This is a genomic window from Pseudomonas sp. Q2-TVG4-2 (assembly GCF_013620795.1).
Classification (GTDB): Bacteria; Pseudomonadota; Gammaproteobacteria; order Pseudomonadales; family Pseudomonadaceae; genus Stutzerimonas.
On the sequence record NZ_LGLW01000014.1, the window covers coordinates 1 to 22,128 of the forward strand.

At 57.7% G+C, this 22,128-nt stretch carries 19 protein-coding genes; 15 read left to right on the plus strand and 4 right to left on the minus strand.

Annotated features, from left to right (window positions below):
- Positions 1-159: 159 nt before the first annotated feature.
- The 7 genes from H3028_RS19770 to H3028_RS19800 all read left to right on the plus strand — a co-directional run bounded on the left by H3028_RS19770 (position 160) and on the right by H3028_RS19800 (position 6,583).
- Positions 160-1,140 (plus strand): tripartite tricarboxylate transporter substrate binding protein, encoded by a 981-nt coding sequence (locus tag H3028_RS19770; RefSeq protein ID WP_181298928.1) that lies wholly within the window; start codon positions 160-162, stop codon positions 1,138-1,140.
- Positions 1,141-1,171: 31 nt separating this feature from the next.
- Positions 1,172-2,677, plus strand: a complete 1,506-nt coding sequence (locus tag H3028_RS19775; RefSeq protein ID WP_181298929.1) for a tripartite tricarboxylate transporter permease — start codon at positions 1,172-1,174, stop codon at positions 2,675-2,677.
- Positions 2,674-3,156 carry a tripartite tricarboxylate transporter TctB family protein gene (locus H3028_RS19780; protein ID WP_181298930.1) on the plus strand — a complete coding sequence of 161 codons (483 nt, stop codon included), beginning with the start codon at positions 2,674-2,676 and terminating at the stop codon, positions 3,154-3,156. Before H3028_RS19775 ends, H3028_RS19780 begins: the two co-directional genes overlap by 4 nt.
- A 13-nt stretch (positions 3,157-3,169) precedes the next feature.
- Positions 3,170-4,099, plus strand: coding sequence for a hydroxyacid dehydrogenase (locus H3028_RS19785; protein ID WP_181298931.1), 930 nt, complete (start codon positions 3,170-3,172; stop codon positions 4,097-4,099).
- A complete protein-coding gene (locus H3028_RS19790; protein ID WP_181298932.1) occupies positions 4,096-5,088 on the plus strand; it encodes an Ldh family oxidoreductase in 993 nt (330 codons plus the stop codon). Before H3028_RS19785 ends, H3028_RS19790 begins: the two co-directional genes overlap by 4 nt.
- A 44-nt stretch (positions 5,089-5,132) precedes the next feature.
- Positions 5,133-5,582, plus strand: coding sequence for a universal stress protein (locus H3028_RS19795; protein ID WP_181298933.1), 450 nt, complete (start codon positions 5,133-5,135; stop codon positions 5,580-5,582).
- Between the two features lie 452 nt (positions 5,583-6,034).
- Positions 6,035-6,583 carry a GIY-YIG nuclease family protein gene (locus H3028_RS19800; RefSeq protein ID WP_181298934.1) on the plus strand — a complete coding sequence of 183 codons (549 nt, stop codon included), beginning with the start codon at positions 6,035-6,037 and terminating at the stop codon, positions 6,581-6,583.
- Positions 6,584-6,626: 43 nt separating this feature from the next.
- On the opposite strand, the gene H3028_RS19805 is transcribed toward H3028_RS19800, so the two are convergent.
- Positions 6,627-7,151, minus strand: a complete 525-nt coding sequence (locus H3028_RS19805) for a Sir2 family NAD-dependent protein deacetylase (protein WP_375154436.1) — start codon at positions 7,149-7,151, stop codon at positions 6,627-6,629.
- Positions 7,152-7,162: 11 nt separating this feature from the next.
- Positions 7,163-8,374, minus strand: coding sequence for a sensor domain-containing diguanylate cyclase (locus H3028_RS19815; protein ID WP_181298935.1), 1,212 nt, complete (start codon positions 8,372-8,374; stop codon positions 7,163-7,165).
- 499 nt (positions 8,375-8,873) lie between these two features.
- On the opposite strand from H3028_RS19815, the gene H3028_RS19820 reads away from it, so the two are divergent.
- The 7 genes from H3028_RS19820 to H3028_RS19845 all read left to right on the plus strand — a co-directional run bounded on the left by H3028_RS19820 (position 8,874) and on the right by H3028_RS19845 (position 20,248).
- The gene (locus tag H3028_RS19820; protein WP_309109570.1) at positions 8,874-11,366 is read left to right on the plus strand and encodes a PAS domain S-box protein; all 2,493 of its coding nucleotides are present in this window, start codon (positions 8,874-8,876) and stop codon (positions 11,364-11,366) included.
- A 182-nt stretch (positions 11,367-11,548) separates the two neighbouring features.
- Positions 11,549-16,546 (plus strand): HAMP domain-containing protein, encoded by a 4,998-nt coding sequence (locus H3028_RS19825; RefSeq protein ID WP_181298936.1) that lies wholly within the window; start codon positions 11,549-11,551, stop codon positions 16,544-16,546.
- 150 nt (positions 16,547-16,696) lie between these two features.
- Entirely contained in the window at positions 16,697-16,939 is a 243-nt protein-coding gene (locus tag H3028_RS21475) for a CheR family methyltransferase (RefSeq protein ID WP_309109571.1), read from the plus strand.
- A gap of 17 nt (positions 16,940-16,956) precedes the next feature.
- Entirely contained in the window at positions 16,957-17,109 is a 153-nt protein-coding gene (locus H3028_RS21480) for a hypothetical protein (RefSeq protein WP_309109572.1), read from the plus strand.
- Between the two features lie 292 nt (positions 17,110-17,401).
- A complete protein-coding gene (locus H3028_RS19835; RefSeq protein WP_181298937.1) occupies positions 17,402-17,686 on the plus strand; it encodes a hypothetical protein in 285 nt (94 codons plus the stop codon).
- A 9-nt stretch (positions 17,687-17,695) separates the two neighbouring features.
- Positions 17,696-17,923 carry an EAL domain-containing protein gene (locus tag H3028_RS19840; RefSeq protein WP_181298970.1) on the plus strand — a complete coding sequence of 76 codons (228 nt, stop codon included), beginning with the start codon at positions 17,696-17,698 and terminating at the stop codon, positions 17,921-17,923.
- Between the two features lie 336 nt (positions 17,924-18,259).
- Entirely contained in the window at positions 18,260-20,248 is a 1,989-nt protein-coding gene (locus H3028_RS19845; RefSeq protein ID WP_181298938.1) for an ATP-binding protein, read from the plus strand.
- Here H3028_RS19845 and H3028_RS21670 read toward each other — a convergent pair.
- Entirely contained in the window at positions 20,198-20,884 is a 687-nt protein-coding gene (locus tag H3028_RS21670) for a transposase (protein WP_375154437.1), read from the minus strand. The genes H3028_RS19845 and H3028_RS21670 overlap by 51 nt on opposite strands.
- Positions 20,885-20,969: 85 nt before the next feature.
- Complete coding sequence (locus H3028_RS21095) at positions 20,970-21,149, minus strand: hypothetical protein (RefSeq protein ID WP_219920296.1); 180 nt, start codon at positions 21,147-21,149, stop codon at positions 20,970-20,972.
- 395 nt (positions 21,150-21,544) lie between these two features.
- Between H3028_RS21095 and radC the strand changes: the two genes are divergently transcribed.
- A complete protein-coding gene (gene radC, locus H3028_RS19860; protein ID WP_181298940.1) occupies positions 21,545-22,051 on the plus strand; it encodes a DNA repair protein RadC in 507 nt (168 codons plus the stop codon).
- Positions 22,052-22,128 lie beyond the last annotated feature (77 nt).

The following is a 22,128-nucleotide window of genomic DNA, read 5'->3' on the forward strand; positions in this document are numbered from 1 at the left end:
CGTGCTGACCCGTCTGTTTGAAAGCGCTTGACCCTAAATCTGCCCGCCTTGCGGGCGGTGTTCCCTGGCTATTGACCAGGGGCGAAAAAACGTAACCGCATCAGAAAACAGCTGGCCCACGAAGGGCCTGTCTCGAATACAAAAATAACGGAGACGATTATGCGCCGGTTCTCATCTGCAAAAAAAATGTGCTGTGGCTCATTCCTCAGCGCGGTCCTTGGCTTTTCCCTATTCAGCAGCTCGGCCAGCGCAGCCGAGGATTTCCCCAAGCGAAACGTGCAGTACATTATTCCCTTTGTACCGGGTGGCGAGTCCGACATCAGTGCGCGCCTGCAGCAAAAATACTTCGAAGAACTCACCGGCGAGCAACTGGTGATCCAGTACATGGCCGGCGGTGGCGGAGCGGTTGGTTGGTCGCAACTCAACAGTATGAAGCCCGATGGTCACACGATTATGGGAACCAACCTGCCGCAGTTGATTCTCAAGCCGCTCGACAAGGCTGCCGGCTTCAAGACGGCAGACATAAAGGACTTCTATTACTTCCACTATTCACCAGACGCATTAGTGGTAAATAACGACAGCCCATTCAAGACCCTCGACGATTTCGTTGCGGCCGCTAAGAAGATGCCAGGCGGAGTGACGCTTTCCGGCAGCGGAACGCAGGGCGCCAATGATGTCGCCAAGACCACCTTCGACAAGCTGGCCGGCATTGTCACAACCTATATTCCCTTTAAAGGCACCGGTGAGGCGGTTACCGCAGTGCTCGGCAACCAAGTGAGTGCATCTTGGGGCTACACCACCGTGGCAGCCAACCATCGTGAAAAACTGCGCATGCTGGCCGTTGCCTCGGAAGAGCGCCATCCAATGTTCCCGGACGTGCCGACCTTCAAGGAGCTTGGCTATGACATGTTGGGTGGCGCGTACCGGGGGATGGCGGTACCCAAGGATACACCCACCGAGACCACAGAGAAGCTCAGTGGGATCTTCGGCAAGATCAACCAGAACCCTGAATTCCGCAAACAGATGGAGGAGTTGGGGTTCGTTCTGATCGATGTGCCGCTGCCTCAGATCCCCGCTTTCCTGGCCAAGCAGACGACGGCCTATACGAATTCAGCCCGCGCGATGGGCATGCTCAAATAGTCCATCCACGCACGATACCGCGAGGTGTGTCATGGAAATTCTCACGCTCATGGCCGGGGCATTATCTCCGTTCAACCTATTGCTGGCGGTACTAGGGGTTACGGCAGGCATCGCGATCGGCGCCTTGCCGGGCCTCTCTGCAACCATGGCCGTCGCGGTGCTGGTGCCGATCACCTTCGGCATGTCGCCTGAAGCCGCGTTGATTATGCTGGGTGCCATCTACACCGGTGCTATTTACGGAGGCTCCTATTCCGCAATCCTGATCAACACGCCCGGGACACCGGCTGCGATTGCCACTACCTTCGACGGTTACCCGATGGCGCGCAGCGGCAACGGCGACCTGGCGATAACGCTGTCGACGCTGTCGTCAACCATGGGTGGAATGTTCGGCATCCTCGCGCTGGTGACGCTGGGCCCGCTGCTTGCGCAGATTGCCCTGAAGTTCGGGCCGGTGGAGTATTTTTGGCTGGCGATTTTCGGCCTGACTGTTATCTCGGCGCTGTCCGACGGCTCGATGCTGAAGAGCTTCATTGGTGCGGCAATCGGCTTACTGCTCTCCACGGTGGGCCTTGCTGTGGTCGGCGGTGACATTCGCTATACCTTCGGTTCGCAGTTTCTGCTGGGCGGGGTGGAGCAGATTTCCGCGCTGATAGGCTTGTATTGCATTCCGGTGCTGATTGACTTGGTTTCTAAGCCGGGTGCTCATCTCGACCCGCCGGAACAGGGACGCGGTCTGCGTCTTGCTGAAGGTCTGGCATTGGTCTGGCGCGGCAAGTTCAATGCAATGCGCAGCAGCATCATTGGCACCATCGTTGCCATTCTCCCGGGCGCAGGCGGTTCCATAGCCAGCTTGGTTTCGTACTCCGAAGCTCGCCGCGTTTCGAAAAATCCTCAGTCGTTCGGCAAGGGCGCGCCTGAAGGCGTGATCGCTACCGAGTCGTCTAATAACGCGACGGTAGGGGGGGGGTTCATTCCCACGCTTGTGCTCGGTATTCCAGGAACGCCGCCGGATGCAGTGATCCTCGGTGCGCTGCTAGTGCAGGGCTTCCGTACCGGACCGGAAATGTTTGGCGCGCAGGCGGGCGTCACTTACACCTTCATCGGCGGACTGGCGATTGCAACGCTATTAATGCTGCCAATCGGTCTGCTGATCGGTCGCTATGCATTCAAGTCAATCGTTGCGATCCCTAAGGCGCTACTGGTACCGGCGATCGCCTTTATGACAATCATCGGGACCTACGCGATCCGTAACAATCCCTTCGACGTCGTGCTGATGGTACTGCTCGGTGCGTTTGGCTGGTTGCTCTGCCGGTTTGGCATCAAGCCTTCGCCGATCGTGTTGGGCATTATCCTCGGTCCGATCGCGGAACAGGGGTTTGTTCAGGGCTACCTGATGGGTAATGCGACTGGCTCACTGGGAGCTGTGTTCTTTGGTCGCCCGATCTCGATCGGCATCATCGTGCTGATTCTCGCGGCCACGCTCCTCCCGCTGTGGAATGCATGGCGTCGTCAGCAATCGAAGGAGGTTCTGTCATGAGCGCGCCAAACCTTGCGACCAGCCGCGATACCACCGCTTCTGACCGTATTCTCGCGACCATCATGGCCGTTGTGGCGGTTGGCGCGATCGTATTTAGCCGTGATATCTCGGCCATGGCCAGCGTGTTCCCACGGACCATTGCAGCGCTGCTGTTGCTGCTCAGCCTGATACTGCTGGTGAAGGCTTTCACCGTCCGCTCGCACGATGCGAGGCCTGAAGGTGGCAGTGTCGGTCGCCGTCTGGCCTTGGTGGGCATCATCCTAGCTTGGGCGTTCGCGTTGAACTCGCTTGGCTTCCTGGCCTCCAGCCTGCTCGGCACGATCGCTCTGACCGTGGTAGCGCACTTTCATGAATGGAATACCAAGCGCGCCCTCATCTATGGGCTCGCGATTCTGGCCATTATTGGTTTCTTTTACGGCCTATTCGCCCTTTTGCTCGATGTGCCGCTGCCTGATGGCGTGCTCTGGCGAAACCTTTAAAGTGGAGGTTCAAATGTACGATGTGATCATTACCGAGTTCATGGACAAGCCTGCGGCGGACGAACTTGGTCGGCGCTATAACGTGCTATTTGACCCTGCGCTGGTCGATGATCGGCAGCGGTTGCTTTCCCTCGGGGCTGGCGTCAAGGCAATCATTGTTCGCAACCGCACCCAAGTGGACCGGGCGCTGCTCGAATGTTTTCCGACCTTGCAGGCGATCGGCCGCTTAGGCGTCGGGCTCGATAACATCGATGTCGCGGCTTGTCGCGAAGCGGGCATTGCGGTACTACCAGCGCAGGGCGGAAATACCGTTGCGGTTGCCGAATATGTGATTGCTGGCATTCTCATGCTGCGCCGCAAGGCCTACCAGGGCACAGCGTTGGTGCTCGCCGGGCAATGGCCGCGTCAGGCGATGATGGGCCACGAAATGTCAGGTTCTGTCTTGGGGTTGGTTGGTCTCGGCGCGATTGCCCGCGAGGTGGCGCAACGGGCGCGCCAGTTGGGCATGCAAGTGATGGCCTTTGACCCCTTTGTAGAAACTGGCGACGCGATATGGGCAGACGTCAAACGTCTGGAGAGCCTTGAGGCGCTGCTTAGCGCAGCGGACGCAGTGAGCCTGCATGTCCCGCTTAACAACGAGACCCGTAACCTGCTGGATGCCAGCCGCCTCGCAGCGATGCGCGCCGATAGCGTACTGATCAACACTGCGCGCGGCGGTATCGTCGACGAAGCGGCGCTAGCTGCCGCTCTGCGTGATGGCGCGTTGGCGGGCGCTATGCTCGACGTCTTCGCTGAGGAACCACTAGCAGCCGGTTCGCCGTTGGAGGGGGCACCGAATCTGTTATTGACGCCACATATCGCCGGGGTCACTCAGGAATCGAACACGCGTATCAGCTGGATCACCATCGACAATGTCCGTCGGGCACTGGAGGCGAATGCATGAACCAGACTATTGGAGTAGATCAGGCTGTTTCGCTCGCATTTGAGGCGTTACGTTCGGTCGGCATGCCCGAAAAGGAAGCTCGCATTACTGCTGACGCGCTCGTGATGGCCGAGCGCGACGAATTGTCCTCACATGGGTTATCACGGCTGCCGTTCTATCTTGAACAGGCGAAAACCGGCAAGGTAAATGCGCGCGCATGCGCGCAGGTCGATGTTCGCGGGGCGGTGGTACGTGTCGACGCTCGTTTCGGGCTGGCCTTTGCGGCAGTAGCAGCGGGGCTCGAGCAAGCGATTCCGCTGGCCAAGCAGCACGGCATTGTGGCCCTCGGTATCGGTCATTCCCACCATTTCGGGGTGGCCGGCTACCATGTCGAGCAGGCGGCGCGTGAAGGTCTGCTGGCGTTGGCTTTTAGTAACGCACCTTCGGCTATGGCTCCTTGGGGCGGGCACACGCCGCTGTTCGGCACCAATCCTATAGCATTCGCCTCACCACGCACCGATGAAGATCCGATGGTGATTGACCTGTCATTATCGAAAGTCGCGCGTGGAAAGGTAATGATCGCAAAAAAAGCCGGGCAACCAATTCCGGATGGCTGGGCCATCGATACTGAAGGGCGTCCGACCACTGACCCTGACGCAGCCTTGGCGGGCAGCATGATTCCTGCAGGCGATGCAAAGGGTGCGGCGCTAGCGATGATGATCGAACTACTGACTGCCGGACTGACCGGCAGCCATTTCGGTTTCCAGGCCAGTTCGTTCTTCGATGCGCAGGGTGAGGCGCCAAATGTGGCGCACCTAATGATACTTATCGACGCTGAATTTTTCGGTCCCGGCTATGTGAGACATGCGGAGCAGTTGTTTCAGGCAATGCTTGCTCAAGACGGCGTGCGATTGCCTGGCCAGCGTCGCTATGCAGCGCGTGCCAGGCATCGCAGCGAGATTAGCGTTCCAGCCGCATTGGTAAACGAGTTGAAAGACTACATCGCTTAATTGCCGGGTTGCTCCAAGGTGCTTTCACTTATATGGAGAGCCGTATGCCTTACCGAAACATAGTAGTCGCGATAGACCTGAACGAGGAATGCAGCCAGATCCTGGCGCGCGCTCGGGACTTGGCTATCGCCAATGGTGCGAAGATCGTACCGATTCACGTTGTTGAACTGATAGAGATGGCATTCGGTGGTGAGGCAGCGCTGGACCTGCCTAAGTTCAAACTGGAGCTGTTTGAACAGGCGCAGCAATACCTGGAATCCTTCGCGGCGGAATGCCCGGGCCTGCCCACAGAGCCACCACGGCTAGCTTACGGCGACGCGCGGGATGAGATTCATCGTGCTGCACGCGAGCTGCATGCTGACCTGATCATGGTGGGCAGCCATGGTCGGCACGGCATGGCCTTGCTGTTCGGCTCTACCGCCAACGGGATGTTGCATTCTGCTCCATGCGACGTGCTCGCCGTACGCCTAGGAAAGCGGGCCACTAAAGACTAAAAGGTGAGTCAGTCCGCTCCATTGCTCCTCGCCCAAAGTCCCCAAGAGGCCCTGGCAAGGGCAGGCTCTTCTTAGAATGGACGGAGTCTCTTAATCGTTTGTGACAATACCAGCTTTGATAGGCGTGCATGTAATGCGACGACCGCCCATTTCCGAGACCCAACAAACGGTTACCCGAGCGGTATTTCTGCTTTGCGAGAAACCATTATCGAGAACATCATGAAGGCCTGTCAGTAAAGGACGCGTTTCATCGAAGCGCAGTTACTTACCCAATTGACGCGCGCGTGAGCTATGCTTCTTCACCAATCTGAAACTCTTAATATCACCCGTTCCTTGAAACCTGCCTGTTGCAGACGTGCATTGCCGCCTGCGTCGTGGTGGATCAGGTCGGCGTCCTAGAAATACAAGCGCGATTTTAACAAAGGGTAGAGCGCCTGAACGTAAGTGAAGCAATGATCGATCAAAAACTGTTGGGATTAATTGCATCCAACCTCTGCACGCTCGCGAAGCAAGTTGAAGCTGCCTCTATTGACTCCACTTGCAGTCTTTCCGTGCCGCTCAATGAAATACGTGTCGGCTACTCCCACGCGAGCTTGGCTACGATGCAGCAATGGGCCGAGCGTTCTTCGACTGACGCCCAGTACATCTACCGCATCGACGCGTCGGAGCAGGTTTGCGCTCAGCTGCTCCATGCAGCATTTAGCGACGCAAAGGAAAAGCGGCTCGGCAACCGGGCCTATGCTCGGCTCCACCAAGCTTCGCGAGTTCTATATGTTGGCAGCTCGCGCTCTCTGATGACCCGACTGAAGCAGCATCTTGGCTTCGGACCTAGAGGGACATATGCAATGCAGGTCTCCCATTGGTTGCCACCGGTGGAGGGGGAGCTCCATATTCAGGCTTGGCGTTTTGCTAGCAATGTTTCCGGGGAGGTCATTCAGACAGTGGAGGATGGGCTGTGGGCTGCGAGCAGTCCAATGTTCGGACGCCAGGGAGCGCGATAGGGAGCGCCAGGTTCGTTTGAACGATGCATCGCCCACAGTACCCTTAGTTTGTAGGAGTGTGGGTCGGATTATCCAACTGAACGAAATGCTTGGCGGACCAGTTCCGGTAATACATTTCCCGCCAATCCTTACAGGTAAAACTCTCGCCGGTGTTAGATATTGACGGTCTCGGGTTGATATGAATGACCGTTGCGCCATGCTCAAGCGCGACGTGAGGAATGCGTGCCGCAGGCTGTACGACGCCCGAGGTGCCAATCGACAGGAGGCATCCACAATGGCGAGCCGCGTCGAATTCCGCTCGGATAGGCGCGTCGGGTAGCGACTCGCCGAACCAGACGACTCCGGGACGAATCTTGCCATTGCAGTGCCGACACCGGGGCGGTTCGATACGCAGTCCAACTTCATAGTTTTTTGAATGTTCCGCAAGATCATGGCCCCGGCCGCAGGCGAAGCAGCGGGGCATTTGGATATTCCGATGTAACGTCTTTGCCGCGTCTGATCCTGTTTCTGGCAGCAGTATCAGGAACTCTTCTCCACCTATTCGATAAGCTGAATCAGTTCCTCGCAAACTCTCTTTTATCAGACGCGTATCAGGCGCAGCACCTGGTCACCCTCATGATGCCCGTGAAGGTCGTTGATTTTCTTGAAGTGGTCCAGGTCGAGCAGAGCCATGCTCAGTGGGCGCGAGTAGCGCTCGCTCCGTTGCATCTCTAAAACTAGATCCGTGTCGTATCGCCCGCGATTGTAGAGCCCCGTCAGTGAGTCCTGCTCACTGCGCTTGCGATAGCGTGCCCGACTCCGCTGCAATCGGAGCGTTGCCAGTTGACGACGACGCACCTCTCGCGCCGCCGTGCGATTAAGTATCACCATGCCAATCGCCAGTGCTGTAAGCAGGAGCAGGTAAAGTAGCCCGGTTGGAGCAAGCAGTGGCGTCAAGATATGTCGCGCCCAATGGTGTGCCGTGCTCAGCCTAACCAGTTGCCAACCAGGGAAATCGGCAAGCGGCTGACCTATTACGCGATACTCTTCGTCGTACAGCTCCAGCCGTCGATTATCGGCGCCGTGTAGCGCCGCTACTGGCAGCTGGCGATTTTTCCAGCGCGCGCGGTTTGCTGCCAGTATGTTTCCCTCTGGGCTTACCACCATCATGATCGAATTGCGCAATGGATCCGAGGCTTGCGGCGCTGTCGCGAATGCCTCGAGCTGTGGCACTTCGAGGGGTGCTTTTACCACCAACACCCCAAGCGGTATCGGCGGCGTGGTCGCTCTGACAACCAGGACCCCCTGCGGCGAATTCGCGCCAGGTACAGGATGGCTGAAGTATGTGCCGACAACCTTTGACACCTTTCCCATTGCAATCTGCTGTGCAGGTTTACCGGCAATGGCTTGCTGGAAATAAGGCCGAAAGCTGAGATTCTGGCCCATAAAGCTGCGCTGCTCGCCGGCGTTACTTGACGCTACGGTCTCGCCCTCGGCATCGAGCAGATAGATAGTGGTTACGTTAAGTGTTTCACTCAGCGCGCGGAATTCTGAGATCAGTGCCTCTTGGGCCGCCGGTGTTGGCCTCTCAAGGTAAGCCGAGGCATCGGTTGCCACCACCAGGGCGGCAACGGCTCGGCGGCGGGAGGCGGACTGCTGCTCCACGTAATCGCTAAGGCGTAATAACTCCTCACGGGCCAGTGCATAATCGCTATTGACATGGGCGTGATAGCTGGCTCGGTAGTAGAGGAAAGCGCCCGCAATAATCGCCAGCACGGCCAAGCAATTAAGCAACAGGATAATGCGTCGCATGGGTATGCAAATTCCCCAGAATAGGAGCGCGGCGAGAGACCTGGAACCTTTGCCCCATCCCACTGAGCATGACGGCGATGTGGTCGATATATCGGCTACGGTGGCAGGAGCTTTAATGCTGGCCTCTGATAAAACGGGGCTCTATTACAGCTTCATAAGCCCTTCGCGATTGAACAGCTCAATCCAGGCAGTACCCCTTTATCAGCTTGCGCTTCGGTCGATGGGGTGGCTCAATTGTCATGGTGGTGCTTGTCAGCGCCTGTAAAAAGATGTGGGGCCTATCATTCATGGCACGGTACCGCAGGTGCGGCCTGAGCCTGATGTTGCCAACAACAGCATGGACGGGGTGATGTTACCGCTTGCAATTGGGCAAGAGAGCAAGACTTGCTTTCTGTTGCGGGTCGTAAGCATGTAGCCATCACGATTACGCTGGGGGTGCATGTTTCGACTCCTGCCCGCTGCATCCCGGTTAGAAAGAATTGCCCGAGAGGTTTGCCTGTTGTACGAGATTGAACAGCTAAAGCGCCGCATCCAGGCGCTGGAAGCAGAAGTTGCACGCTTGGAAGCGCAGCAACTTGAAAGTGGTCGATCAGCGATCGAGCAACAACGTCACGCTATTTTCGACAGTTCGCCAGACTTTGCAATCATCGTCACGGACCAAGCCGGCAGGTTAACTGATTGGAATATCGGCGCTGATCGTATCTTCGGCTGGTCGGGGGAGCAGATGCGAGGGCTGTCGGTAGAACGCATCTTTACGCCTGAAGATCGAGCAGAGGGCCGGCCTCAGGCTGAGATGCTCCTGTCGTTGGCAAGCGGCCGTGCGATCGACGAGCGCTGGCATCTCCGGGCCAACGGCTCACTATTTTGGGCCTCCGGAGTTCTTACCCCGCTGCGAAAAGACGGTGACGGACAACTCATTGGGTTCATGAAAATTCTCCGCGACCGAACGGAAGAGCATCTGGCCGGCCAGCGACTCGAAGCAAGTGAGGAGCATTATCGCACCCTGTTCGAAGCGATCGACGTAGGTTTTTGCGTCATTGAAGTTAAATTTGAGCAGCAAGACAGGGCGGTAGACTTCCGATACATCGAGACGAACTCTGCCTTCGAACAGCAAACTGGCCTTGTCGGGGCTGAAGGTCGGTGGATGCGGGACCTTATCCCGGAACACGAGCAACGTTGGTTCGAAATCTACGGTGAAGTAGCCTTGACCGGTAAAGCGGTGCGCTTTGAGCAGACTGCCGAAGCACTTGGCCGTTGGTACGATGTACACGCGCTTCGAATAGGCGATCCAGCCACACATCGGGTCGCGATTTTCTTTAACGATATCTCGCGACGGCGCAAAGCAGAGCTTGCGCTTGAGGAGCTCACAGCATCGCTCCGAAATGAGGTGGCCGCTCGTACTCAGGACCGTAATCAGCTGTGGGAACTCTCGGGCGTTGTGATGATTCGTGCCAAGCTTGACGGCACGGTCATAGCTGCTAATCCAGCGTGGAAAGAGTTGTTAGGTTGGGCCGAGGCGGAGCTGATCGGGACCTGTATTTTTGACTTGGTTCATCCAGACGACCTTGAGAGGACCCAGGAAAGAGCTCACTTATCGCCGGAAAAACAACCCGATACGTCCTTCGAGAACCGCTATCGCTGCAAACAGGGTGGTTACCGTTGGATCAGCTGGTCGGCTCGATTAGCCGACGATGTGATCAATGCGGTTGGCCGAGATATTACGGAAGAAAAAAAGCAAGCAGATGCGCTGGCCAAGGCCGAAGCACAGCTCCGACAAAGCCAAAAGATGGAGTCGGTTGGCCAGCTCACAGGTGGTTTGGCTCATGATTTCAACAATCTCCTCACCGGCATAGCGGGCAGCCTAGAGCTGCTACAGTTGCGAATAGTGCAAGGTCGGCTGGCTGATATTAATCGCTATATCGAAACCGCCCAGAACGCCTCCAGGCGCGCGGCAGCTTTGACTCACCGGCTGCTCGCATTCTCTCGACGTCAAACCCTTGATCCGAAACCTACCAACATAAACCGGTTAGTAGCGGACATGGAGGAAATGATCCGCCGTAGCGTAGGACCTGCGGTTGATATCGAGATAGCTGCAGCAAAAGGGCTATGGATAACGTGCGTAGATCAGAGTCAGCTTGACAATGCATTACTTAATCTCTGCATCAATGCACGTGACGCGATGCCCAGCGGTGGCCGGTTGAAGATCGAGACCGCTAACCGCCGACTGGATGACGAGGCAGCGAACGCGCTGGATATTGCGCCTGGGCAGTACGTCTCTCTCTGTGTGGCTGATAACGGAATGGGTATGCCACCGAATGTGGTTGCCAACGCATTCGAGCCGTTCTTTACCACGAAACCGCTAGGATTCGGGACCGGCCTGGGGCTCTCCATGGTCTACGGCTTTGCAAATCAGTCCGGCGGGCAAGCCCATATTTCGTCTGGCGTTGGCGACGGGACGACGGTATGCCTATATCTGCCCCGTTATGATTCGGAAGCAACGGACACGCCGGTCAGCGATGAACAAGCTGAGGCACCTGAAACCATCGCCCGAAACGGCGAGACGGTACTGGTTGTAGATGATGAAGCAACGGTGAGGATGCTGGCGGCGGAGGTGCTTGAAGACCTAGGTTTTACCGTGCTTGAGGCGTCGGATGGGGCGTCGGGCTTGAAAATACTACAGTCCAGCGCACGGATGGATCTGTTAGTGACAGACGTAGGCCTTCCGGGAGGTATGAATGGGCGTCAATTGGCTGATGCAGCCCGCGTCGAACAGCCTGAGCTAAAGGTCCTTTTCATCACGGGCTATGCGGAAAACGCTGTGATGGGTAACGGCAAGCTTGAGGCCGGCATGCACATCATGATCAAACCGTTCCTAATGCAGGATCTTGCTGTCCGCGTAAAAGAGCTTATCGATAACTGTATGGGCGGAGAGCCTTATAGCGGCTTGTCCCAGAGCGGGAGTAAGCGGCAGACCGACGGGGCTGGCCGTTGAAAGGGGCTTTGCTGGGGGACTGATATTCGGGTCATCGGTCACAGTTTAACAATCGGTACGTCGCGATAATAAGCGGTTCGAATCACCCCGCAACTGACAGCGAATACATCGATAGCGGCCTAGCAGGTTAATACTCGCGCTTCGAGCCTATCGAAAACCGAACGTTTTTATAGAGAGCAAAAATGAGTACCGAGATCAGGGAGCAAGTGCCCGAGGGAGAGTTCGACCGCAAGCTACTATTGGCTGTTTTGATCGCGGTAAAAAAAGGTGATTTCTCGGCCCGCATGCCCATGGACTGGACTGGCGTTGATGGCAAAATCGCAGACGTACTCAACGATATTATCGAGCTTAATGAAAATGCCTCCAATGGCCTTGCTAGGCTCAGCGAGGTCGTAGGCCGGGAGGGGAAATTATCGGAACGTTTATCGCTGGGGTCGGTGAATGGCGGCTGGGCGCGTCAGGTTGAGTCAATCAACACGCTGGTTGCCGATCTGGGCCGCCCGAGCACAGAGATGGCGCGCGTCATCGGTGCGGTGGCAAAGGGTGACCTGACCCAGCGAATGGTGCTGGAAGCGGACGGTATGCCAATGCAGGGCGAGTTCATGCGCACTGCTAAGGTCGTCAACACTATGGTCGAGCAGCTTGCCTCGTTCGCTTCCGAGGTGACGCGGGTGGCGCGCGAGGTGGGTACCGACGGCAAGCTCGGTGGTCAAGCCCAGGTGGCGGGCGTGGCGGGCACTTGGAAGGACCTGACCGACAATGTGAACGCAATGGCCGGCAATCTCACCGTGCAGCTACGAGACGTTTCCAAGGTCGCCACCGCGATCGGCCGGGGCGATCTCAGCCAGAAGGTCACGGTGGAAGTGAAGGGCGAGATTCTGCAGATCAAGGACGTCGTCAACACCATGGTTGAGCAGCTCAGCTCGTTCGCCTCCGAGGTAACGCGCGTAGCGCGCGAAGTAGGTACCGACGGCAAACTCGGCGGCCAGGCACAGGTCGCGGGCGTATCCGGTACCTGGAAGGACCTCACCGACAACGTTAATTCCATGGCCAGCAACCTGACCGGTCAGGTTCGCAATATTGCGCTGGTCACCACGGCGGTGGCCCATGGCGACCTTTCCAAGCAGATCACCGTCGAGGCCAAGGGCGAAATCTCCGAACTCAAGAACACCATCAACGGCATGGTGCAGCAGCTCGGCTCGTTCGCTTCCGAGGTGACGCGGGTGGCGCGCGAAGTAGGCACTGAGGGCAAGCTGGGCGGCCAGGCGCAGGTGGCGGGCGTATCCGGCACCTGGAAGGATCTCACCGACAACGTTAATTCCATGGCAAGCAACCTGACCGGTCAGGTGCGTAACATCGCCGAAGTCACCACCGCGGTCGCCAATGGCGATCTGTCGAAGAAGATCACGGTGGACGTAAAAGGTGAAATCCTGGAGTTGAAGAACACGATCAACACCATGGTAGACCAGCTCGGCTCGTTCGCTTCAGAGGTGACGCGGGTGGCGCGTGAGGTAGGCACCGAGGGCAAGTTGGGCGGCCAGGCGCAAGTAGTGGGCGTTGCCGGCACCTGGAAGGATCTCACGGAAAACGTTAACCAGATGGCCGGCAACCTGACCGGTCAGGTCCGGAATATCGCGTTGGTTACGACCGCGGTAGCCAATGGCGATCTCTCCAAGCAGATCACCGTCGAGGCCAAGGGCGAAATCTCTGAACTCAAGAACACCATCAACGGCATGGTGGAACAGCTGCGCACCTTCGCCGCCGAGGTTACCCGCGTGGCACGCGATGTGGGCACGGAAGGCAAGTTGGGCGGTCAGGCGCAGGTCGCGGGCGTGGCAGGTACGTGGAAGGATCTGACAGACAACGTGAATTTGATGGCGACCAACCTGACCGATCAGGTACGCGGTATCGCTAGGGTCGTGACAGCGGTCGCCAATGGCGACCTGAAGAAAAAGCTTTCGGTGGAGGCTAAGGGCGAAATCGCCGCCCTGGCGGATACTATCAACAGCTTGATCGATACGCTTGCCACCTTTACCGACCAGGTGACGAGCGTGGCGCGCGAGGTGGGCGTAGAGGGCAAGCTCGGCGGCCAGGCCAAGGTTCCGGGCGCCGCCGGCACCTGGAAGGACCTCACGGAAAACGTGAACCAGCTGGCCGCCAACCTCACTACCCAGGTACGCGCCATCGCCGAGGTGGCAACGGCCGTTACCAAAGGGGATCTGACCCGCTCGATCCGGGTGGCGGCAGAGGGCGAAGTGGCGATGCTCAAAGATAATATCAACGAGATGATCTTCAATCTCAAGGAAACCACCGACAAGAGCACCGAGCAGGACTGGCTGAAAACCAACCTGGCCCGCTTCACCCGCCTGCTGCAGGGTCAGCGCGACATGCTGGCGGTGTGCAAGCTGATCCTCTCGGAGCTATCGCCGTTGGTCAATTCTCATCACGGTGCCTTCTACGGTATGAAGGGCGAGGGCGAAGAGGCCCTGCTTACCCTCCAGGCAAGCTATGCCTACAGGGAGCGCAAGCACCTGTCCAGGCACTTTCGCCTGGGTGAAGGGCTGGTCGGCGAGTGCGCCCTGGAGAACGAGCGCATCCTTCTCACCAACGTTCCCAGCGATTACGTACAGATCAGCTCCGGCCTGGGCGAGGCGCCACCGCTAAATATCGTGGTGCTGCCTGTCATGTTCGAGGGGATGACTAAGGCGGTGATCGAGCTGGCGTCCTTCGAGCGCTTCAGCCCCACCCACTTGGCGTTTCTGGAGCAGCTGACCGAGAGTATTGGCATCGTGCTCAACAACATCGAGGCCAACTCCCGCACCGAAGCGCTGCTGCAGCAATCGCAAAAGATGGCCTACGAATTGCAAAGCCAGCAGGAGGAGCTGCAGCAGACCAACGAGGAGCTCGAAGAAAAGGCGCGCCTGCTGGCCGAGCAGAACGCCGAGGTGGAGCGCAAGAATGAAGAGGTCGAATTGGCCAAGCGCTCGCTGGAAGAGAAGGCCGCCCAGCTGTCGCTGACCTCCAAATATAAGTCGGAATTCCTTGCGAATATGTCGCATGAACTGCGCACGCCGCTCAACAGTCTGCTGTTGCTTGCCGAGCAACTGAAGGACAATCCGGAACAGAATCTCAGCGATAAAGAAGTGGAATACGCCGGAACAATTTTCGGCTCCGGCAATGATCTCCTGAACCTTATCAACGATATTCTTGACTTGTCTAAGATCGAGTCCGGGATGGTAGCGGCCGATATCGACGAAGTACCATTCGCCGGTGTGCGCGGTTTCGTGGAGCAAACTTTCCGCCATATTGCTGAAGACAAGAGGGTCGAGTTCGCCATCGATCTGGCGAAAGCTTTGCCATCCACGCTCTTCACCGACGAGAGGCGTCTGAAGCAGATTCTCAAGAACCTACTGTCGAACGCTTTCAAGTTCACTTCGGCGGGCAGTGTCAGCCTTGAGATCCAGCCGGCAACGGTAGGCTGGACGGTTGGTCATCCAACGCTCGATCGCGCCGCGACTGTGGTTGCTTTCGCCGTCAGTGATACGGGTATCGGCATCGCCCCGGAGAAGCAGGGAGCGATCTTCGAGGCGTTTCAGCAAGCTGACGGCACCACCAGTCGGCGCTATGGCGGCACCGGACTGGGACTGGCGATCAGCCGCGAGCTGGCGGCATTGCTGGGCGGCGAGATTACGCTGCGGAGCACGCCGGGAGTGGGCAGCGTATTCACACTTTATCTCCCGCTGCATCACATTGCACCGCCTGGCCGTGACCATGACCACTCACCGATGCGCGTGAGCGGGCCGGTCCCTGATATGGGCAAACGCGGCAATGCCGGGGCGGGTATCGGGTGGCCTGCAGTCCGAGCGTACCAGGGCGAAAAAGATGACGTGTCCGCACCCCTGGTGGCGGTCATGGTCGATGATGATCGCTTTGGGATCGCGGAAGGCGACCGGGTGATGCTGATCATCGAAGACGATCCTCATTTCGGGCGCATCCTGCGCGATTTCGCCAAAGAGCGTGGCTTCAAGGCGCTGGTGGCGTTGCAGGGACAAAACGGCCTGGCGCTGGCCCGGCAATATCGCCCGGATGCCATAACCCTGGACATTCAGTTGCCTGACATGAGTGGCTGGGCGGTCCTCGATCAGCTGAAACATGATTCGGCCACGCGTCATATCCCGGTGCACGTCATCTCGGTCGATGGGGAAGAGGAACGGGGCCGTAGCCAGGGCGCACTAGCAACCCTGGCGAAGCCGGCGGATGAAGCGGAGCTGAGCCGGGCTTTCGCCCGGATCGACGAATTCCTCTTGCGCAAGGTGAAGAATCTGCTGGTGTTGGAAGGCGACCTTGTTGAACGCGAGCGCATTATCAACGTCATCGGCAACGGCGATGTGAAGATCACGACAGCAATCAACGGCACCGAGGCTTTCGACAAGCTGAGACAGACGCACTTTGACTGTATGGTGCTGGATCCGGGGTCGGACGACGGTTTCGAAGTTATCGAGAAAATCAAGGCAGACCCTGATTTACGCAGCCTGCCGATTGTCGTCTACACGGCACGGGAGCTTACTGGCGAGGAAGCAAAACGGCTCCAGGACATCACTGGGACCCCGGTTCTCAAAGACGTGAATTCACCAGAGCGGCTGCTGGATGAGGTGACCTTGTTTCTACACCGGGTCGAGGCCGATCTGCCGGAGCCGAAGCAAAAGATCCTGGAGCAGGTGCGCAAGATCGATCCGCTGCTCCGGGGAAGAAAGGTGCTGGTCGTGGATGATGATGTCCGCAATATCTTCTCGCTCAACGCTGTGCTTGAACGGCATCATATACAGGTCGTCTCCGCTGAAAACGGCAAGGATGGCATCGCTCTTCTGAAGGAGACGCCAGATATTGACCTCGTATTGATGGACATCATGATGCCGGAAATGGACGGTTACGAGACGATGAGAGCCATCCGCAAGCTCGCCAAATTTAAATCGCTGCCGATCATTGCTCTGACCGCGAAAGCAATGATGGGGGATCGGGAAAAGTGCATCGAGGCCGGCGCCTCTGATTATGTTTCAAAGCCAGTGCAGACAGAACAATTGCTATCCTTGCTGCGGGTCTGGCTGTATTCGCGGGCCAGAACGGGCGTTGCGGCGGCCGCTGCGGCCGGCAGCGGAGGCTGCAGGAAAGCGGCTAAATGAGTGCGCCGGAGAACATTGTCGAGAACATCGAAATCCGGCTGTTGCTTGAAGGCATATTTCAGCGTTACGGCATTGATTTTTCGCCGCTACGCGCTGGGCTCGCTCAAGCGCCGGATCCGCCATTGTGTCCGAGGTGAGGAGGTGAGCAGCATGTCCGCCCTGCAGGAAAAGCTGCTACGCGACCCGCTCTGCCTGAGCCGTTTCCTAGGCGCACTATCTATCAATGTCACGGCCTTGTTCAGGGACTCTGGCTTCTATCTCGCGTTCCGCGAGAAGGTAGTACCTCAATTACGCAGCCAACCATTCATCCGCATCTGGCACGCCGGCTGTTCCACTGGCGAAGAGGTATATTCCCTCGCCATTCTGCTGTCATTTTATGTCGCAATGTCCTGATCTATTTCGACCGGACGTTGCAGACGCGTGTCCACGAGCTGCTCTACGACAGCCTAGCTACCTCCGGCATGCTCGGCCTAGGACAGCGGGAGGACATCCGTTTCACTCCGTACCAGGACTGTTATGCCGAGCTGGACAGCACCACGAAGTGGTATCGCAAGGCGAATTGACAGGCGGCTAGAAAATAGCGGCAAATGCGGACATAACAGCGGTATTTATGATGTTGGCGGTCTGCGGCCTGCTTATCGCCACGTAACCGTGCGAACGTCATGTATACCGGCCCCAGGCGGCACGTAGGCCGGATAGAGTGCGATGTGGAGATAACAGATAAAGCGAGCATTCTGGTGGTGGTCGATGACAACGCCGCAAAGCGACTGGCCATGGCTTCGATATTGGAACGACTGAATCTGAACGTGGAAACCGTCGTGTCTGGCCGGGATGCCCTGCGGGCGTTGCTGGAGCGTGTCCGAAGTGCTGTGCGCCAAGGTGGCGGTGTTTGTGGATCTTTATAAGCAGATTCAAACGATCAGGCGTCACGAGAAGAGCCTTGAAATCACCGTTGCCGAGCGCACTGAGGCACTCAAGGCGGAAATTTCCGAGCGCAAGCAGGCAGAGACAAAGGCTTCACCAGCGCGATCGAAAAGGTGGCCGACGCTATTTTTATTACCGATACAGAAGGGGCATCGAATACGTCAATCCGGCATTCGTACAGATCACCGATTTTCAAGTGGAGGAGGTCGTCGGTAAACGTCACGAATTCTCAAATCAGGCCAGGCGCGCAACCTTGGCATCGAGACGATCGCTGAGGGTATCGAAACTGTAGAACAGCTGGAGTTTCTGCGCGGGCAAGGCTGTAATTTCGCGCAAGGATATTATTGGAGCGCACCATTACCGGCGGAAAAGCTAGTGTCTCTGCTCGATGGAGCTCCTTGGGTAAATGACAGTGGAATACCTTTTGCTGACCTCGGGCCTGAACGGCATTAGCCAACGCGGCCCGGCGGCTTCCGAACCCACAGCCGCGCTGAACGCTAAGGACGAAGCATTTGGACCAAAGCTGCCTTCCGGACAGCGCCACAGCGAAGCAACCGTAGATAACCAATGAGCCAGCTTATAGGTAACTAGCAATACCGCATTACTTCCAGTTTCTAAGAAAGGTAACGAGCCCATGGCTGCGGTTAACAAGAAGCCAAGCAACAGGCGGGGACAAGGGCAATCGGCGCAAACGTCCGCACGATTGTGCAAACACGATGGCACTTTGGCGGTGCCATGCTGGAGTGCGGTAAGGTCTGATAGCTCAATTCCTTTAGCGATGGCGGCTCGATGAACACGAGCGCGCAACAGAACGATCCGGTCAATGTGCTGGTCGTCGATGATCGGGCAGAAAACCGGTTGGCACTGAGGGCAATTCTGAGTTCGCAGAACTACCGCATTCTCGAGGCTTCCTGCGAAACGGAGGCGCTGCGCCATCTGCTGCAGGCTGAATGCGCAGTGATACTGCTGGACGTGGTGATGCCGGGGGTGGACGGCTTCGAACTCGCTTTGCTGATCAAGGAACATGAGCGCATGGCGACGGTACCCATCATCTTCCTGACCGCCGAGGCAGTGGACTCCGGCTTCGTCGACAGGGCCTACGACGTAGGGGCGGCCGACTACCTCATAAAGCCGCTGATGCCCAAGATGGTGAAGGCGAAAGTCGCAGTATTCGCAGAGCTATACCGCCAACGGCAGCACATCAAGAAGCAGTCTGAGCTACTCGTGGAGGCAGAACGACGGCAGGGCGAGGCGCGCTACGGCGAGCTGCAGCTTGCCAGTACACGGCGTTATCGTAATCTTGCCGAATCCGTTCCTCATATCGTCTGGACTGCCCAGGCCGATGGCCGAATCGACTATTACAACCGGGGCTGGTTCGAATACACCGGCGCTACGGTTGATGGCGTCGCCGAAACGTGGCTTACCACCATGCACCCGGACGATCTGGCCAGCTGCGAAGCGGATTGGCAGCGCAGTCTGAAAGATAGCAAGCCATTCGAGGCCTTGTGCCGTCTGCGCCGGCACGATGGCAGCTATCGCTGGCATCTGGGGCGCGCCCTGCCTGAGCGCGGAAGTGACGGCGAGCTGCTGTCATGGCTCGGAACTTTTACTGATGTCGACGAGCAGACCCGCCTTCAGAGTACGCTGGTCGAGTTCAAGGGCATGCTCGACACAGCGCTGGATGCCGTCTTAATCTTCGACGCCGACACAGGGGCGGTCGAATACGCCAACGACGGCGCCGGCTTGTTGTTCGGCTATCCACTCGATGAGCTTATGGCCGCTCATGCGGCAACCATGATTCCGCGTTTCGCCAGCGACAATCTGCAGGCTATGCTCGATGCGCATGCCGACCGCAAGGCCGCCATGGAAACAAGCTGTCTGCGCAAAGATGGGGAAAATATACAAATGGAGCTATCCCTACAACTTGTCGTCGGCCACAGAAACCGCGTTATCGCCATCGCTCGTGATATCACAGACCGCAAGCAGGCCGAGGCCATGCGGGAGTTTCTTTATCAGAAAGCGCTGAGTGCCGTGGAGATCCGCGACGAGTTTCTTTCCATTGCCTCCCATGAGTTGCGCACCCCGCTAACATCGCTGAGTCTGCAGGCGGAGCTTCTTGAGCGACAACTCAGCAGGGAGGGAACGGCCGAGGGAAGCCGAAAATGCGAACTTACAGGCCTGCTGAGACGACAGATCGGCAAGCTGGCCCGGTTATTCGACGAATTGCTCGACGTTTCTCGGCTCAGCAGTGGCCAGTTCCGAATCTGCCCCGAACCGCTCGACATGGCGACGATCGCCGATGAAATCATCAACAGGTACGCGGATGATGCCGAAAAAGCAGGAAGTTGTGTAACGCTGGATATTGCAGGGCCGGTTGGTGGACACTGGGATGCCGTTCGAATCGAGCAAGTTCTGACTAATCTGTTGACCAACGCGATAAAATTCGGTGCGGGCAAGCCGATTGAGGTTTCGGTCCGAAAAAAAGAGGACACGGCTTACCTGACAGTACGTGATTATGGTGTCGGGGTCCCGCTGGAAGCTCAGGAAAGAATTTTCGATCGCTTTGGGCGGGCCAAGTCGGCGTCCTCCTATGCCGGGCTCGGCTTGGGGCTTTACATCACAAAGCAAATCGTGGAGGCGCATGGTGGCACTATTAGTCTTACCAGCGAAGGTCACAAGGGAACGGTGTTCACCGTTTCTTTACCATTGAGCCCGCCAACCGTTGGGCTACCGGAGAATACTAGCGATAACGAAATGCCTAATCTTGATATTGCGTAAGTACGTTGCTGCTCTAGACTTGTGTGCTCGATCATCGATCGCCAGCGGGGTAATCTTCGTAACGCTGCAAGACGAGCACAGAATGATGAATTCATTCGTCCTTAACGTCCAAGTCGGCGGCGACCACAACTCGCGCAAAATGTCCGTTACCTGCGGCTTCGAGAATATTCTAGGCCCGTGTTCTTGGGTCGTCCCGCATGTGCACCATGATGATCGTCCACAAGGCATTTTGGCAGCTCGATCACCGCGCCGATTCAGACGATGCCACACGGTCTTCCCCGACGAAGCCTGTAAAGGGCTAACACCACAGAGGGCGGCCAAGGCTGCCTCGTTTCTTAGGCGCTCCGGGTTGTCAGCTGCAATTGCGAGCAGTAGGGCTGCCGTTTGAGGACCGATGCCGAACTGTCGACTTAGCCGAGTAGCATGTTCCCGCGTCAAGTGCTCCAGGGCCTTGTCCAGTTCGCTGATCTCCTCTGTCAAGGCCAGCCAACGTTTGCCCAGCAGGCGCAAAGCGATTGTCAAGGCGGCCAGCAAGGGGGTGCTACCTAGCGAACGCAAGCGGGCACAACTCTTTGCACGGTCGCCAGGCTTGCTCGTCCAAAAGGCCTGCCTGATCTCCTGTGGCGCACTGACCAATAGGGCCGGAGCTGGTTGGCTTGAGTTTTAGCCTTCACCGCGCTGCGCCTGAAGACAGGAATCTCACGCATGGCTTCAGCGGCGCCTAATGGGCCTTGGGAATCGGGTTTGAGTTGTCAGCAAGCTCTGTGCGTGCTGCGTTCTCGGCATCAGTAGGATCGGATTTACCTTGCAGCCTGCGTTTGGAGCGATCGGGCGGATTCATCTCGATCAGGAACAGCTCTTTGCTGGTCTGTTTGCGCTTGCCGGCGTCGACGAAGGTCATTTGCTTTATCGAAGAGCTCGGCGGGTGGCGTCCCGGCAGGTTTTTTACTGATAAGGAAGCCTTATTCGCTTCCTTAGCTTGTGTCCTGGCGCTCGGAGCCGGGCTCGCACGCTGCGCCCCGCGCCCACGCCTCATGCCGAGTCGCGGCCATTCGGCTTTGATCCCTGATGCCTCTGGCCCTTGCGGGCCTGCGCGCTCCGCTTGCCGATCTGTGGCATGGGTGGAGTGGGGGCGGTCTTGCTGTTCCCTTCACCGTATCACGGCGTTCTCGCCGTCAAGGGCTGCGCGTGCGTGCACGCTGGCGTCCTGGCGACCGTCGTTGACCCTTGTCAGCTGCGCTGCGCCGTGCTGGCGCCGGTTCCGGGCAATTCCGCCCGAGCAACCGGAGCACGACCATGTCGCAACTTTCCTTTTCCTCGTTCGATTCCATGTTGTTGGTGCGTGACGCGCAGGGACGCTACCTGCCCACGTCTGTGGACCAGATCCTGAGCGTGGCGCGCCAGGCGATTGATCAGAATACCAGCGGGACGCTGTTCACCACGCCGGAACTGGCCAAGGACTACCTGCGCACCAAGCTGGTCGGTTTCGAGCATGAGGTGTTTGCGGCACTGTTCCTCGACAGCCAGCATCGGCTGCTTGAGTACGTAGAGTTGTTCCGCGGCACCATCGACCAGGCCTCGGTGTATCCGCGCGAAGTGGTGAAGGAGGCATTGCGAGTCAACGCCGCGGTGGTGATCTTCTCGCACAACCATCCGAGCGGGAATCCAGAGCCAAGCCAGGGGGACAAGGTGCTGACCCAGCGCCTCAAGGAGGCCCTGGCGCTGATGGAGGTACGCACGCTGGATTACATCATCGTCGGCGGCGAGGCAACCGTTTCGTTCGCAGAGCAGGGGTTGCTCTAGCCGCAGGGGGCTTCGGCCCCCTTTTTTGCTGCGGCGCCCAATAAGGCCGGCACAGCATCACTTGTCGCCATCGCGGA

Excerpts from the sequence above, each read along its gene's own strand:
- H3028_RS19770 (WP_181298928.1), top strand. The coding sequence starts at position 160 with ATGCGCCGGTTCTCATCTGCAAAAAAAATGTGCTGTGGCTCATTCCTC.
- H3028_RS19775 (WP_181298929.1), top strand. The coding sequence starts at position 1,172 with ATGGAAATTCTCACGCTCATGGCCGGGGCATTATCTCCGTTCAACCTA.
- H3028_RS19780 (WP_181298930.1), top strand. The coding sequence starts at position 2,674 with ATGAGCGCGCCAAACCTTGCGACCAGCCGCGATACCACCGCTTCTGAC.
- H3028_RS19785 (WP_181298931.1), top strand. The coding sequence starts at position 3,170 with ATGTACGATGTGATCATTACCGAGTTCATGGACAAGCCTGCGGCGGAC.
- H3028_RS19790 (WP_181298932.1), top strand. The coding sequence starts at position 4,096 with ATGAACCAGACTATTGGAGTAGATCAGGCTGTTTCGCTCGCATTTGAG.
- H3028_RS19795 (WP_181298933.1), top strand. The coding sequence starts at position 5,133 with ATGCCTTACCGAAACATAGTAGTCGCGATAGACCTGAACGAGGAATGC.
- H3028_RS19800 (WP_181298934.1), top strand. The coding sequence starts at position 6,035 with ATGATCGATCAAAAACTGTTGGGATTAATTGCATCCAACCTCTGCACG.
- H3028_RS19815 (WP_181298935.1), bottom strand. The coding sequence starts at position 8,374 with ATGCGACGCATTATCCTGTTGCTTAATTGCTTGGCCGTGCTGGCGATT.
- H3028_RS19825 (WP_181298936.1), top strand. The coding sequence starts at position 11,549 with ATGAGTACCGAGATCAGGGAGCAAGTGCCCGAGGGAGAGTTCGACCGC.
- H3028_RS21475 (WP_309109571.1), top strand. The coding sequence starts at position 16,697 with ATGTCCGCCCTGCAGGAAAAGCTGCTACGCGACCCGCTCTGCCTGAGC.
- H3028_RS19845 (WP_181298938.1), top strand. The coding sequence starts at position 18,260 with ATGAACACGAGCGCGCAACAGAACGATCCGGTCAATGTGCTGGTCGTC.
- H3028_RS21095 (WP_219920296.1), bottom strand. The coding sequence starts at position 21,149 with ATGACCTTCGTCGACGCCGGCAAGCGCAAACAGACCAGCAAAGAGCTG.
- radC (WP_181298940.1), top strand. The coding sequence starts at position 21,545 with ATGTCGCAACTTTCCTTTTCCTCGTTCGATTCCATGTTGTTGGTGCGT.